The organism is Sporosarcina sp. SAFN-015 (genome assembly GCF_059415085.1).
The window spans coordinates 18,479-33,401 of record NZ_JBPFDR010000004.1; the positions used below are offsets into that span (position 1 = coordinate 18,479).

A 14,923-nucleotide genomic window follows, 5' to 3' on the forward strand; every position below is an offset into this window, starting at 1 on the left:
TGAGCGCAAAGCTGAGTCTTGAGCGCGAGCCACGCTTTGAACGCAAAACAGCCCGCATGAGACGCGGGCTGTTTGCTTTTTTTTATTTTCCTACAACAACCGTCTTAATAAGTGCGAGTCTTTCCCTAACGTGATGTCGCGCTTCTACGGATTTCGGTGTTTTGGCTGGCAAAGCATCTGTTTTAAGATTGAAACTTTCTGCAATCATCCTTGCTCTCGCAAGATGGAAGTCGCTTGTGATAATCGTTATTTCATTCACTTCTTCTGGCAGCAGCTTCTTAGAAAAAAGGATATTTTCATACGTCGATGTCGACTCGGTTTCGAGGAGCAACCGATCTTCCTTCACACCATTCTCTGTCAAATACCGCCGCATCGCTTCCCCTTCGGCAATGTCCTCGTCCGGCCCTTGCCCTCCCGATAAAATGAACTTCACATCAGGATATGATTCTGCATAGGCTAACGCTTCTTCCAACCGAAAGCGCAAAGTAAGCGAAGGTGCCTCTCCGTTCACTTTAGCACCAAGAATGATAGCATATTCATTTGATCCATTCGCCATTGGTTTCTGTCCATCTGTCATCCATTTACCTAACCAGAACCAAGTTCCTAACCCGAGTAAAATCGCTGCAATTCCTATCGTCATCCCCAATTTCTTTTTTTTCTTCACTTGATCACCTATTCAAGTCAATTTTAGTATATGAGGGGGCCGCTGAAAAAATGGCAAGTTCCTTCAGGATAACCTTTCGACGCCAATGCCGCGTTCCGTAAGCAAGGATGGATAAAAGGGATCATCTCCGATTGAATAGACACGGTCGCATACATTCGTAATTTCATCCATGTCGTGGGACGTGTAAAGAATCATTTTTCTTTCGTCCCTGGCTAAGTTCAACAAATAATTCCCAATCTCCGTTTTTGACTTTAAATCAATCCCGACTGTCGGTTCGTCCAACAAAAGAAGAATCGGGTCATGCAGTAGGCTAATAGCCAAGTTGAGCTTGCGCTTCATTCCTCCAGACAGTGAATGGACCGGTTCCTTCCATTGTGTCAGCTGCATGTCAAGACAGAGCTTCCTGCATTCTTCAAGCGTTCTCCTTTTCCATGAAAGCTTCTCAAAAAAACGCATATTCTCTTCGACTGTGTACTCTTCCCAAACCGAAATATCTTGGGGCACATAGCCGATGATTTGCCGCAATTTCTTGAAATCGTCCTCATATCGCTTACCATCTAAACGCAATTCGCCAGCGGAAGGTTCCATTGCCGTCGCTAAAATTTGCAATAATGTCGATTTTCCGGCTCCATTCTCGCCAACCAGTCCGACTATTTCGCCTTCATTCATTTGAAAAGAAACATCTTTCAGCACAGTTTTCCTTTTGTATCGTTTTTGGACACCTTTCACTTCAAGCAATTCGTTTTCCCCCTTTCACCATCCATGCAGCCAATAGCAACATCAACAACACAAGCCAGCCAATGGGTATCGTCGTAGTCATTAATGAGCGTACTGGACTGAGAATCTCGATCCATTCCCATCTTCTCGATAGAGCGTCGAGTGGTACGATAGCCCCTCCCGTTACGGTCAATAAAAGTGCTGCGGCAATTCCCGTTAGGTAGTACATAAACAACTGACGGTAGACGACCGCAAGCAAAAAGGCGAACAGATTTAACGTCACCCTAAATGCGAGCATCGGGAGGATAAAAGATAAAGTGACCGTCTCCTGCAATACAAAGTGGAAAACAAACATAGCAAGCACGTCAGATAAAATCGTCATTAATGAATACAAACCCAACATACGTACTGCATGGCTTTTAAACGAAGTAGACGTGTATAACCATCTCATTCGCATTGAAGGCCTGCTTTCCTTAATCATCCAATCGAAAAGGAAAAAGGCAGAGATAATTGTGAAAAACGCCCAAACTGCTTTGCTGTTCAAGAGCTCCATCGGCTTTTCATTCAGTTGTCCCGTTTGTTTGCCATATGAAAAACTTGTGTGGAGGAGACTTTCATTCTGCTGTTTCTCTATGCTCTTTTGAATGATCTCTTCATAATCCCATTGATCTTCCATTCCATAATCTTTGAACAGTTGTTGAATGACCCCTGCTGCTTTTGACCTCGATATATCTTGTTGGGCAAGAGACATAATCGTTTCTGAAATCGCTGGATAAGCAAAGGATCGATTGGAAGAATAAGCTTCAATCAAACCGTTCCGCCGATTCGCCAATACAGATTCGCCGTACCCTTCCCGGATGACGAAAACACTGTCAAGCTCATGTTGCGCCAACTTATGAAGGGCATTGTCAAGCTCTATATATTGAACGGACAACATTTCGTTTTTCTCTATTTCTTCAGCCAACTGCTTTGCCAACGAAGAAGAATCTTCAACGATGAGCGCAACCGGAACTTTCGATTCGTCTTGCAATATGCCAAATGTCTTCATAACGAACACGGTCAGTAAAAGTGGGGCAAACAGCCAACAGATTACATTTTTCCATTCCTTTTTCAATCTGAAAAATTGAGCGGGTAGTCGATTCATCTGCTCCACCTTTCTTTCCAGCTGAGTGACAGCCATAAGGTGATGCATGCAATGAGCGCATAAATTGCTAATGAAGTGAAATCCGCATAATTACGCCCTTCCAGTACAAGATCTATCATCCATCCAAGTGCACTCGGCGAGAACAAATAAGGAAGCCACTCTTGAAAAACTTGCGGAAAATACAAAGTAGGAATTAATGCACCACTCACTATGACAACGCCGAAAACAAATGCGCATTGAACAAAAAGAACTATCTTCTGTAATGGCAGCAAAACATCGATCATTGCAATGCCGCAAAGAAGGATAAAAGCATACAACAATGAAAATAAACTAAAACGCATCATATCGACAGCATAAAACTCAACTTGAATAGTTTTAATCATAATGTAAAAAGCAAATCCTGCGAGCAATGAACTTGTAACTAGCGAAATGATCAGCCTTCCTGCAACCCGCTGGCCAACGCTAACGCCGAATAATTTCAGCCTCGTTGCCATCGCTTTCGACTCTTCCTTTTCAAGTACAGTGTAAAAGGACAATAGCCATACTGAGAAGACAATGAACCAGCCTGACAGCACAAAGTAATGCATCGGCGACATTGTTGCCGAATTCTTCAATACTTCTTCATCTAAAATCTTATCTTTGCCTAATGTAAAAAGCGTAAAATCAACGAATTGATCAAACATCATTTCCATCCGCTCATCACGGGGCATCGAAGTTTCTTTTGCATAGTCGTTGATAACTAAAATATTCGCCTGGGCGGCAGCAATGTAGCGTGCCAAACTATCGACAAGCTGCTTTGCAATGAAACTGTCAATCGGTCTTGACGGATTTCCGACCATCGGGATTGTTACAGATTCCCCGTCATAAAGGTCGTCAGTGAAATTTTTCGGCAATGAAAAAGCAGTGCTAATCTCATTTTTTTCAATCATCAGCTCGGCTTCTTCTTCCGATGCCTGAAAGACTTCAATGTACGCCTGTTCGTTAGCCGTTTCCGTCAACAATGTGCTGATCAGCTTCGATTCCTTCGTCTGATCTTCGTCAATTAACGCAACACGGATCGGAGAGTTCTCAGCCGGTATGATAAGACCCGCCGCAAGGCCGACCAACATTCCAATTAACACTATTGGAAATAGAAAAAGAAGAAGAAGGGTTGCCCGCTTCTTCTTCAACTGTTTCAGGTTTTCATTCGTAAAAAATAATATCCTTCGTATCGATTGCAAACAGCTCACTTCCAATCATCAGAAGTTTTCAAGCTCACTTTGGAGGTCGCCCATCAGATCCATTACCCATTTCTCGAATTCTGCAGACAAATCATTTCCAAGTTCATCCAACTCGTCACTACTCATATTACCAACATCAACGAGGTTGTCAGAGTCATCGGGCATATCCACTTTCTTCGCAATTTTCGCTTCTTGTTTTAGCCGAAGGTAAATGTCTGATGTGGAAATAGCTCCAGACGGGTCGATAATTGTGAATTCATGATCCGCCTTCATTGAATCTTTTTCATGTTCTGCTGTACCGCTCCAAACGAGTCTAGGAGAAAAGCTTCCGTCCGAAATAGAGAACTCGCGATTGAATGTACGTTTTTTTCCATCCAATTCTTCTTTACCTTTATACGTGGCATCGGCATCTGGCAAAGTCAATGTCAATGTATCGTCCGATTTTCCGTCTTTCCATGTTAAGTTGCCTGTGAATTTGACGGTCTCGTCTTCTTGCGTATAAGAGTCTTTTCCTGTGAATGAATAATCCCATTTTTGACCGGATTTCTCTAAGGATTGGACACCTGCAATTTTTAATGAGGATATTTCATCCTCATTAACTCCTAACGACATAGCAAATTCCCGCTTTACAATGCTGTTCGATTTATGCCAGATGGTCGATTCAAGACCATTTGGAATATGCCACCCATTCACTTCATTGACAGCTTCATCTAATGAATCCTCAAAATCAGTAATCATATCGGTAAGTTGCTGATCAGATACATCGTCAGTCATCGTTGAAAATGCGATCTGCTCCTTCAAAAGCGCCTTCAGCTTCTCATCATCGCGCGCTTTCTTAAATAGATCTATAAGCAAAGTTTTAACTTGCTCTTCTGAAAGTTTCATTGCCACTTTTTCTGTTTTTATCTTCTCGCCGAACACTTCAATTTTTTCTTTTTCACTTGTAAATGCCTCTTCAGGCAACTCGTGGTAAAGGTATTCCATATATTCCTCATTCACGTACTTTTGGAATTCTCCATCCATAGAAAATTGTTCTTCGAATATACGGGATAAACCAAGCTTTTCCGGACCTTCATAAAAAGCGTCCGCTTCCTTCATCATTTTACCGAAGTCTTCATCCATGAAAAATAGAACTTTATCAGTGAATGGCATTGCTGCCATCAACTTTTCAGGTGTAAAATAAAATGTCACAATTTCTGAAGAAACGGAGCCGAATTTCCCGCTGAAATCCATTTCCCATTCTTTCTTCACAGGATCCTTTGTTTGTTTCATTGTAAACGTCGTGTTGTTAAGAATTCTTTGCATTTCGACCATATCATAGTCTGCGTTTGGATCATTCCATTCAAAGGTAAGATCTTGGGTCGTTTCTACTGGCTTTTTCTTCTGAACATCCATCCAGTCAAACTCATTTTGATAGCGTTCTTGGAAAAGGTCTCCCATTTGCGTAAACGTTTTCGTTTCAGCTAGCAAGTATTTCACTTTTGGTGACTTGTTTAAAAGAAAGAATGCGGAAACCGATCCGACACCTATTACAAGCACGGCTGTCAGCACGGCAATCAATAGTGCGGGCGACTTCCTTTTCACTTTCGTTTCTTGTACATTCTCCACCCAAACTTCCTCCCTGTCGTAAATAACTTTCAAAGATTGGTAATCTCATGCATCATAGAAATTCTACTACAAAAAAAGGATAAATGTTCCTTAATTCGTAAATTGATTATTATTAGCTAGTCAACAAGTTTAGTAAATATTTCCTATACACAAAATAACCTCCTGCACTTTTCTGCAGGAGGCTACAACTTAGTTAGTTTTTCACTTTTTGTTTTTTATTCACCGTGCTATGCACTTCTGTCGGCAGACCCCATAATTGAATGAAGCCGACAGCAGCTGACTGATCGAATTCATCCTCGGATGTGTATGTCGCCAATTTCTCATCGTAAAGTGAATTGGATGATTTTCTTCCTTCTACGATCGCATGCCCTTTGAACAACTTCACACGCACGACACCGTTGACATACTGCTGCGTCTCTTTCACGAACGCTTCCAATGCATTTCGCAACGGCGAGTACCATAATCCGTTATAGATCAGTTCGCTTAGCTTTTGGGATACGAGCGGCTTAAAGTGTGCGACATCTTTTACTAGCGTGATGTCCTCCAATTCCTTATGAGCCTTCAGCAAAGTAACGGCACCTGGACATTCGTATACTTCACGCGATTTAATGCCGACTAGTCTATTTTCGACGTGGTCAATTCTTCCTACCCCGTGTTTTCCAGCAACTTCATTCAATTTCAAAATCAGTTCGCTTAATGGATATTTCTTTCCGTCAATGCTGACAGGCACACCTTTTACAAATTCGATTTCAATTACATCCGGCGTATCCGGAGCCTCTTCGATCGATACTGTTAAACCAAATGCCTCTTCGGGCGGTGCTGCCCACGGATCTTCTAGAATCCCGCATTCATTGCTGCGCCCCCATAAGTTTTGGTCGATCGAATACGGACTGTCTAGATTGATTGGAATCGGAATATTCTTCTCCTTCGCATACGCGATTTCCTCTTCACGCGACCAGCTCCATTCACGTACCGGTGCAATGACTTCAAGTGAAGGGTCAAGGGCTTTGATTGCAACCTCAAAACGAACTTGGTCATTTCCTTTTCCAGTACAGCCATGCGCTACGGCCGTCGCATTTTCCTTATTCGCGACTTCGACAAGTTTCTTGGAAATTAAAGGACGCGATAACGCTGAAACGAGAGGATATTTATCTTCATAATATGTGCGCGCCTGCAATGCGAGCAATGCATAATCCTGAGCAAACTCTTCTTTCGCATCGATGACGTAGCTATTCACCGCACCGACTTGCAACGCTTTTTGTTGAATGAAGTGCAAATCTTTTCCTTCACCGACATCTAAGCAACATGCGACTACGTCATACCCTTTATCCGTCAACCATTGAACTGCCACTGAAGTGTCAAGACCACCAGAATATGCTAATACAACCTTTTTATTTCCCATTTTTACGTCCTCCTTTATTCAACCAAATGTATCTTTATTCATCTTTATGTATTTTTATAATAACATACATTTTTTGAATAGCAATAGATTTGTATAAGGAAAGTGAAAAATTATTGATGAATTGGATAATTAGCGTTATGAGCGGGTATTGACATTTAAGAGTGGTTGATGTGGTTTATGCGCGGCTGTGAGAACTTAGAGCTGGAATTGTTTTTAAAATAAATAAAAAACTACCTTACTATTAATTGCAAGGTAGTTTCGGTTATTCATCTTATACCATGAGCGACCATTGCGTCGGCGACTTTCAAGAATCCTGCGATGTTGGCGCCCATGACGAGATTCCCTGGTTTGCCGAACCGTTCGGCCGCGTCTTTACAGCTTGCATAAATGTTTTCCATTACTGTTTTTAGGCGCATGTCCACTTCTTCTTCTGTCCATGCGAGCCTCATACTATTTTGTGACATTTCCATTGCAGATACTGCCACTCCGCCTGCGTTTGCCGCTTTTGCTGGAGCGAAAAGGATTTTATTCTCAAGGAAAATATTGATCGCTTCAATATTGCAAGGCATATTCGCACCTTCTCCAAGTGCTTTTAAGCCGTTAGCGATTAGCATATGGGCTGCAATTTCATCGATTTCATTTTGTGTTGCGCATGGAAGAGCAATGTCGCAAGGAATGGACCAGATCGCCGAGCAATCGTCATGATATTCGGCTTCCGGATGTTCTTTCGTATATTCCCAAATCCTTTTATTTTCGACTTCTTTCAACCTCTTTACTGTATCGAGGTTAATGCCATTTTTATCAAAAATATAGCCGCCCGAATCGCTGCATGCAACGACTTTTGCTCCAAGCTGCTGGGCTTTTTCAATAGCATATGTCGATACGTTTCCAGATCCTGATACTACGACCGTACTATCTTTGAAGGAAAGTCCGTTTTCATTCAACATTTCTTCGACGAAATAGACAGTCCCATATCCAGTCGCTTCTTTCCGTCCTAATGATCCTCCATGATTCGGATCTTTTCCGGTTAGAACGCCAGCCTCATAGCCGCCCTTCAAGCGGTTGTATTGGCCAAACATATAACCGATTTCTCGTTTACCGACACCGATATCACCAGCAGGCACATCTATATCAGGTCCGATATGCTTGCTTAATTCGGTCATGAAGCTCTGAGTAAAGCGCATAATTTCACGTTCGGATTTGCCTTTCGGATCAAAATCGGAGCCGCCTTTCCCCGCCCCGATCGGCTGTCCTGTCAAAGCATTTTTGAATATCTGTTCAAATGCTAGGAATTTCATGATGCTATTGTTTACGGAAGGATGGAATCGGAGGCCGCCTTTGTAAGGACCAAGATCACTATTGAATTGTACGCGGAATCCACGATTGACATGTACTTTTCCTTTGTCATCTTCCCAAGCGACACGGAATGAAATAATTCGTTCCGGTTCCGTTATACGCTCTAGGATGCCGTTTCGAATATATTCTGGATGCTTGGCAAAGACCGGGCGAAGCGAATCGAATATTTCTCTCGTAGCTTGCAAAAATTCCTTTTCATCCGGATTTCTCTTCTTTACCAGTTCATAAACTTCATGAACGTAATCATTCGCCCGATTCCGGAATTCCCGGTTGTTATCCATATTTGTCATATGCCTCATCCTTTCTTGAAAATACCGAAGAAAAAAAGACTAGTGTCAAATATTTCAACGGAAATTAATATTTCAAAATCATTATTCGTTTTATTAAGTATTACTGAAAATATGAATATATACAACAACTTTTTCATTTTGCCCGTATTTACGATAACTATAATAAGTCGGTTTCACTAATCCTGTCGAAATTAGTAAAACGAAAATAAAATCATTTTCATATTTCTGAACATAGATTATTATTAGGGATATCCAAAGACATTGCGATTTGGAAAACAACTAAAAGAGAAAGAGGAGATGCTTTATGAAATTCAGCAAATTGCTACGTGCCGTACTAGGAGCCAATTTAGTAATCTTAATGGCTTTTGCATTCCTACCTGCTCTGTTGATCAATCCGGATATGGACTTTTTCCAAAACGCAATAAATTACATTTCAAAAGAAAAATAGTTGCCTCATCAAATGAACCATATGTGCCACAGCACATATGGTTCGTTTTAATTATCGCTTTCGGACTGTGAAGTTTTCTGTGAGTAGCAGCCAGTTTTGAGGGAAAGCTAAACCTAGCTTCCAATACATTATTCCCCGTAAATTGAATTCTTTAAGCAAATTGAATTTCGCCTGTATACTGCGTGCATCTTCGAACCAGACGTCATGCCGCACGCCATTATCATCCCAATAGAGAAAAAATGGCGCCTGCGCAACAGCATCATATTGGATATTCGCATTCCGGCTAATCGCCAAATTAATTGCTTGCTGTGGGCTGAGCGCCCTTGCAGCAACTCCCGTCTCTGGTGGATATGGATACTTCCAGTCATATCCATATAAGTTTTGCCCTAGAAAGATCTTATCTCGCGGTATCCGGCTCACTGCATATTCTACAACTCTGCGCACTTGATTGATTGGACTGACAGCTTGAGGGTCGCTATATGAATAACCCCATTCATATGTCATCAATGTGACGAAATCACATATTTCCCCATGCGCTTTGTAATCAATCCCACCATACAATCCAGTCGGATCGTCTGCAGTTTTCGGAGCCAATGCAGTGGATAGCGTCAAGCCGGCCGGGTGAAATCGGGCACGTGCATTCCGGAGAAACGTATTATACAATTCCCTGTCCGCCGGTCTAATAAATTCAAAATCAAAATGGATGTCACTGAAGCCAAATCTTTTTGCAGTTTGGAGTATATTTTCAAATAAACGGTTTTGCACTGTCTGATCGGTAAATAGGATATGTGCCAAATCTGCACTAAACGCGAAGTTTTCTAAATTACTGACAACCATTGCATTTAAAACACCTGCTCTTGCAGCAATTTCAGGAATATCATCAATCGGCGGTGCCTTCAGCGATCCGTCCCGTTGTGCCTCATAACTGAACATTCCCAAGTAAGTCAAATCTTGTGCCCGGTTACGTACTTCTTGGACGGTTGATTGCATTATCGCCTCTCTCGGCTCTACATAAAGGAAAACCTCTTTTACCGGCTTTGGTCTTTGAGGGATGTACAATCGTTGCCCTATTTGCAAAATGCTGTTTGGTGAAATTCCATTGACTTTGGCAAGTTCCTCCACTGTTATGCCGTAAAGTCGAGAAATGATATAAAGCGATTGTCCAGGCAACACCCAATGATAACTGCCTGTAACCGGGATGACGAGCGCTTGCCCAACAACGATACGAGAAGGATCGATTAACTCATTCGCTGTCGCGATTTCCTCATATGGAATTCCATATGTTTGACCGATTCCATATAAACTCTGCCCTTGTTGCACGACATGTATTAGCATATTCATCCACTGCCTTTCATTGACAAAATGTCCTTTATCATATGCTATTTTTCATAGTCGGGGATTATGCGTATTTAGAATTTTTTACGCGCATACGCCGTGTCTTTGAAGCCATACTATTTCCGATTGAAAATACATTGACAAAGGAGGATGTATATATTGACACAAAATCATTTCGGTGGAGAAACGCATCAAAACATGCATACAGGCACAGTCCCGCCACAGATGAATCATGGTGGCCATGAGCTATTCGATGTCCATGAGGTACTATCAAATGCTATTGCAGCAATGAATCAGGCAATGATTTTACGGCCGCATGTCAAGGATCCAGAGTTGCTCGACATTTTGGACAGGCAGTACCGCTTTACGTTGGATGAATATAATATTACGGTGGAAGCTTTCAAAACGGGCAAGGACCCATCGCATCCGACAGGCAGCTACAAAATGAAGCAAGGCAATGATTTCGTTTATGGTATGAAGCAATCGCAACCGAAGAAGCCGATGCAAAATGCGAGCGAAATTTCGGATGAAGTAATTTCGGGCTTCCTACTCGGATCTGCGAAAGCGAATGCGTCAGGGAAAACGATGGCAGCTCTTGAAACAACGAATCCAGTCGTAAGACGTGTGTTGCAGGATTCAATTCCGAACTGCATTGAGATGGCTTATGAGTTGTCAATTTATCAGAACAAGCATCATTATTATCAAGTTCCGCAGCTTGCCCAACAAGATATGCAGGCGATTTTGAATGCATACGCCTCATCTGTAGGTCAGCCGGGCATGCCAAATCATACGGTGCAATAAGAAAAAACTGCCTTGACTTATTTGTCAGGGCAGCTTTTTTCATACCGATTTATTGATAAAGGATGATGGAATCGGGGATTCAAATTTCATTAATTCTTTTGTAACCGGGTGGATGATCGTTACTGCTGTTGCATGCAGACCGAGTCTTTTAATGGGATTTACGGTCGAGCCGTATTTTTTGTCTCCGACGACAGGATGTCCGATTTCTTCCATATGGACGCGGATTTGGTTTTTTCGTCCCGTTTCCAATTTGACCTCAAGCAATGAATATTGGCGGTTCGATTTTAATTTTCGGAAGTGAGTGATGGCAAGTTGTCCGCCATTGTCTGTCGGGTTCGAATAGACTTTGTAGGTACGTGTTTCCTTCAGCCACGATTTGATTGTGCCTGATTCCTTGCGCACATTCCCTTCCACTAACGCCGTATAGATCCTTTCTTTCACGACCTCATCCCAATGATCTTGCAATGCCATTTTCACTTGCTCGCTTTTCGCGAACAGAAGGACACCTGAAGTATCCCTGTCCAATCGATGGACGATGAATATTCTTTGCCGTGGATCTTGACGTTTAACATAAGCGGATACTTCACTGAACGCCGTTCTTTCGTTTTTATCTTTTGCTGCCATTGATAAGAGGCTTGCTTCCTTATCAATGACAATAATTGCGTCATCCTCATAGATAATTGTCAAACCAGTAATTTTGCTCTCGTTCAAAGCAGCTTTATTCGTGACAATCTCCACCTTATGTCCTGGCAACAGTTGATGATTATGCTTTGTTACTGCCCTGCCGTTTACGGAGACTTGTCCTCTCGTTAACATCGACTTGATGGAATTCCGGCTGTTCTTATTCATGTTTTCTAATAAAAACGGTAATAACTCCGCCTCTTCATTCACTGTGAAAAGGAAAGAATCTTCCCTTTTCTTCTTTTGATTCTTATGCATGTCCTGTCTCCTCACTCTCTCCATCAATTATCCACAAATTGCCCTTTCATTTCAAACGCTGTATCATCATTACTAAATGTTGTTTGTATAAATAGGGGGATTTATTCAATGAAAGTTGCGATATTCGATTTTGACGGTACTCTTTATTCAAAAGAGACTTTTCAATTATTAATGGATCATTTGAAGCGCCATCCGACACACAGCTCAAAATATAAAGCTTTCTTTCGAAGGATTCTTCCACTCTACATAGGATACAAAATAAAAATCGTTCCGGAAGCGAAAATGAGGGAAGGATCGATGCAAATTTACGCGAACTCCTTACAAACCTTATCAAAAGCTGAGTATGAGCAATATTTCGATGAAATGAAGGAAGTCATGCGACAAGCTTTCAATGAAGAAGTCGTAGAAAAGGTAAGACAGCACCAAGAAGAAGGTATGCATGTCATGCTTGTATCCGGTGCGTATACACAATTATTGGATGCCGTGACGGATGGCATTGAATTCGATACAATCATCGGAACTGACATACCTTTTACAGCAGTTGGCGCGTTTGACAGCGAAACGGAAATTTATCATATCCAAGGCAAACGAAAAACCGAAATGATTATGAAGACATTTGAAGGAAAGCAAGTTGACTGGGAAAATAGCTTTGCATACGGAGACAGCTATTCAGATCTTCCTGTGCTTGAGCTAGTCGGAAATCCAGTTGCTGTCAGACCTGAGGCGCGGTTGCAGCGGATTGCGGAAGATCGAAATTGGAAGATTATATAAACAATAAACAAAAAGGACTTCAATTTTTTTGAAATCCTTTTTGTTCTTTTATTTCATATTTAATTCAGGGACTTTCTCAAAATGTCGTGGGTCATTTTGCAAAGACGTTTTAACTGAATAGCCTGCCTGGATAACATCATCTTTGGTACGTGCCAAATATTGATATTCAAAAATAAAAAAGCAGCCAATGCCGCCCTTTTTATTAAACGTTTACAAATAGCTCTGCGGTGAATTTCGGTCACCTTCCATTGTGTAATTCAATCTTTCTTCTGATTCTGCATTCGGATTAATGGATTCGTGGTGAATGTTCCTATTTCTTTTGTTTCTCCAATCAACCAGCATACCAAAAGTTATAAGCGCTAAAATAGGCATTAGGAATATCCACATTATCTATTTCACTTCCCTTTCAAAACAGATTTCCCAATGGTGACATTGGATGGGTCCAACTATTCCTATTTCCTCACATTCAGTCCCATCTGATAACTCTATCTCCGTCCTGACAAGCCAAGTATTCCCTATCCCAAACTCAATAAATTTCAAACAATCAATTCACTTCATTTCTTCTAAACCATGGACGATTATTCAAATACGAATAGTGGCGTAGCACATCAAAATAATAAAAAAGATTAAAGTTTCAAGGTTGACTAAAACTATATTAGGCTTAACTTTGGAAAACAGTTTCACCCGTTTCATTAAACTGGTGTCAATCGTGATAAACAAATAATAAAAAATGAACAAACCGAATAGGAGCATGATACTCGCCATCAATATCTCGCCATTTTCCCAGAAGGAGATTGCTAAAAATATGGCCCACAAACATTTAAAAACGCCTAGTAAACTTTCAAATGGGTTAGTCAATGTTGCCATCATATATTCTGCATGTTTTTCTGGTATCAAATGATCCTCGTTGTGCTTATTTATAAATGCAATATGTCCCGTTTGAAGTGCCATTGATATAACCAACATGAATAAATAGGCTAAGCCAAAGATCGTACCCACTAACAAAGTGTCTGAACCTAATAAAAGATACAACGAAAGTGGTAAAGGTAGCCACATCGCGTACATAAGTGCCATCAAAAGGTGCAAGATAGCATATTCATTACGTTTTGCCATCTTCTTATATGTGGAGATAATGATCAAAAATAATAATACTCCTATCCAACCCAGGATCATTGTAGAAGTTAACATGACTCCTCCATCTAAATACTAATTTTTCATTTGGAATCTTCGATACAAGCTTCCAGCACAACTTTAATCAATTATCATTATCCTTAAGTCAAGCAATTTCTCATTTAAGTTCCGAAAAGAATACTCTAATATCTTCAGGCAATTCTTCCACAGCGAGAACCTTTAACTTTTTAGTTCTGGGAGAAGTCATAATTACATATGACTTTGCATTGTACTCGAAAAGTGTAAACTGCCCTACTCTATTAGCCGTATGATCTTGGATATACGTTAAGTCATCTTCTGAAATATTTGGTTCATAACCGTCTAAGAATAATTTCTGCACCTCTTCCATACTGTCCGCGAATGTAATATCTTGATATAATTCAAGTGAATTCTTAGGTGTGTAGAAATGTACATAATACAAAATCCCAACGTTGATTAGTAAAACCACAACTAAGGATATAATAATATCTTTTACTTTCTTTTTCCTACTGAACATAGCCCCTTCCCCTCCGAATACTCCTTCTTATTAAGGATTTAGTTCACTAATTGTATTGAAAATTAGTGAATACATTTGCTTAAGATGTTCTTCAGTCTTTTCATCATTGTACAAACCATAACGCCAATGCCTTTCTGTATCCTCTTCTTGCGATACAAGTACACCAACAGCATATCCAGTACCGGCAGTCCACTCCCATGTCTCGTCGTACTCCACGTCCTTTACAGTAAAAGGTATTGGATTAGACGCTCCGATAAAGAAAAATGGAATTGATGATTGTAAGTAAATATCTGTATATTGACTCTCAGAAGCCTCTAAAAGATTGTTTTCCCTAATAAAAACTGCATCATAAGCATTTAGTTCTTCACTATTCATTTCATTAATTGGTATCTCTACAAATTCCACATGCTCCTCTTTCACTTTAGGTACTTCTCCAACTACCGCGATTTTCAGTGATCGCCCTTGATATAACTCGAAATCCGGACTTGAAGCACATGCAGATAGTGCAAATAGTAAAAATAACATCAAACATAAATATCGGTTTCCTATTGATCTATTCATT

General features: G+C 40.9%; 16 protein-coding genes. 3 read left to right on the forward strand and 13 right to left on the reverse strand.

Going from position 1 to position 14,923, the window contains the following annotated elements:
- Positions 1 to 82: 82 nt before the first annotated feature.
- The 7 genes from ACR65H_RS08230 to gdhA all read right to left on the reverse strand — a co-directional run bounded on the left by ACR65H_RS08230 (position 83) and on the right by gdhA (position 8,401).
- On the reverse strand, positions 83 to 664 hold the full coding sequence (locus ACR65H_RS08230; RefSeq protein ID WP_440499689.1) for a YdcF family protein: 582 nt from the start codon (positions 662 to 664) through the stop codon (positions 83 to 85).
- A gap of 63 nt (positions 665 to 727) precedes the next feature.
- Positions 728 to 1,393 (reverse strand): ABC transporter ATP-binding protein, encoded by a 666-nt coding sequence (locus ACR65H_RS08235; protein ID WP_440500088.1) that lies wholly within the window; start codon positions 1,391 to 1,393, stop codon positions 728 to 730.
- 1 nt (position 1,394) lies between these two features.
- On the reverse strand, positions 1,395 to 2,525 hold the full coding sequence (locus ACR65H_RS08240) for an ABC transporter permease (protein WP_440499690.1): 1,131 nt from the start codon (positions 2,523 to 2,525) through the stop codon (positions 1,395 to 1,397).
- Positions 2,522 to 3,745 carry an ABC transporter permease gene (locus tag ACR65H_RS08245; protein WP_440499691.1) on the reverse strand — a complete coding sequence of 408 codons (1,224 nt, stop codon included), beginning with the start codon at positions 3,743 to 3,745 and terminating at the stop codon, positions 2,522 to 2,524. The genes ACR65H_RS08240 and ACR65H_RS08245 overlap by 4 nt, the downstream gene beginning before the upstream one ends.
- A gap of 18 nt (positions 3,746 to 3,763) precedes the next feature.
- Positions 3,764 to 5,353, reverse strand: a complete 1,590-nt coding sequence (locus ACR65H_RS08250) for a hypothetical protein (protein ID WP_440499692.1) — start codon at positions 5,351 to 5,353, stop codon at positions 3,764 to 3,766.
- A 193-nt stretch (positions 5,354 to 5,546) separates the two neighbouring features.
- A complete protein-coding gene (locus tag ACR65H_RS08255) occupies positions 5,547 to 6,755 on the reverse strand; it encodes an argininosuccinate synthase (RefSeq protein WP_440499693.1) in 1,209 nt (402 codons plus the stop codon).
- 266 nt (positions 6,756 to 7,021) lie between these two features.
- The gene (gdhA, locus tag ACR65H_RS08260; protein WP_440499694.1) at positions 7,022 to 8,401 is read right to left on the reverse strand and encodes an NADP-specific glutamate dehydrogenase; all 1,380 of its coding nucleotides are present in this window, start codon (positions 8,399 to 8,401) and stop codon (positions 7,022 to 7,024) included.
- Between the two features lie 304 nt (positions 8,402 to 8,705).
- Between gdhA and ACR65H_RS08265 the strand changes: the two genes are divergently transcribed.
- Positions 8,706 to 8,849, forward strand: a complete 144-nt coding sequence (locus ACR65H_RS08265; protein ID WP_440499695.1) for a hypothetical protein — start codon at positions 8,706 to 8,708, stop codon at positions 8,847 to 8,849.
- Positions 8,850 to 8,900: 51 nt separating this feature from the next.
- On the opposite strand, the gene ACR65H_RS08270 is transcribed toward ACR65H_RS08265, so the two are convergent.
- Positions 8,901 to 10,184 (reverse strand): glycoside hydrolase family 18 protein, encoded by a 1,284-nt coding sequence (locus ACR65H_RS08270; protein ID WP_440500089.1) that lies wholly within the window; start codon positions 10,182 to 10,184, stop codon positions 8,901 to 8,903.
- 159 nt (positions 10,185 to 10,343) lie between these two features.
- Between ACR65H_RS08270 and ACR65H_RS08275 the strand changes: the two genes are divergently transcribed.
- Positions 10,344 to 10,985 carry a spore coat protein gene (locus ACR65H_RS08275; RefSeq protein WP_440499696.1) on the forward strand — a complete coding sequence of 214 codons (642 nt, stop codon included), beginning with the start codon at positions 10,344 to 10,346 and terminating at the stop codon, positions 10,983 to 10,985.
- Between the two features lie 39 nt (positions 10,986 to 11,024).
- Here the strand turns inward: ACR65H_RS08275 and ACR65H_RS08280 are convergent, their stop codons facing one another.
- Positions 11,025 to 11,924, reverse strand: a complete 900-nt coding sequence (locus ACR65H_RS08280) for an RluA family pseudouridine synthase (protein WP_440499697.1) — start codon at positions 11,922 to 11,924, stop codon at positions 11,025 to 11,027.
- A gap of 108 nt (positions 11,925 to 12,032) precedes the next feature.
- Here ACR65H_RS08280 and ACR65H_RS08285 point away from each other — a divergent pair, with 108 nt between their 5' ends.
- Complete coding sequence (locus tag ACR65H_RS08285) at positions 12,033 to 12,695, forward strand: HAD family hydrolase (protein WP_440499698.1); 663 nt, start codon at positions 12,033 to 12,035, stop codon at positions 12,693 to 12,695.
- 390 nt (positions 12,696 to 13,085) lie between these two features.
- Here the strand turns inward: ACR65H_RS08285 and ACR65H_RS08290 are convergent, their stop codons facing one another.
- From ACR65H_RS08290 to ACR65H_RS08305, 4 genes are all read right to left on the reverse strand, one after another.
- Complete coding sequence (locus ACR65H_RS08290) at positions 13,086 to 13,235, reverse strand: DUF3977 family protein (protein WP_440499699.1); 150 nt, start codon at positions 13,233 to 13,235, stop codon at positions 13,086 to 13,088.
- A gap of 42 nt (positions 13,236 to 13,277) precedes the next feature.
- Positions 13,278 to 13,883, reverse strand: coding sequence for a hypothetical protein (locus ACR65H_RS08295; protein ID WP_440499700.1), 606 nt, complete (start codon positions 13,881 to 13,883; stop codon positions 13,278 to 13,280).
- Positions 13,884 to 13,983: 100 nt separating this feature from the next.
- Positions 13,984 to 14,361 carry a hypothetical protein gene (locus tag ACR65H_RS08300; RefSeq protein ID WP_440499701.1) on the reverse strand — a complete coding sequence of 126 codons (378 nt, stop codon included), beginning with the start codon at positions 14,359 to 14,361 and terminating at the stop codon, positions 13,984 to 13,986.
- Between the two features lie 30 nt (positions 14,362 to 14,391).
- Complete coding sequence (locus ACR65H_RS08305) at positions 14,392 to 14,922, reverse strand: hypothetical protein (protein ID WP_440499702.1); 531 nt, start codon at positions 14,920 to 14,922, stop codon at positions 14,392 to 14,394.
- Position 14,923 lies beyond the last annotated feature (1 nt).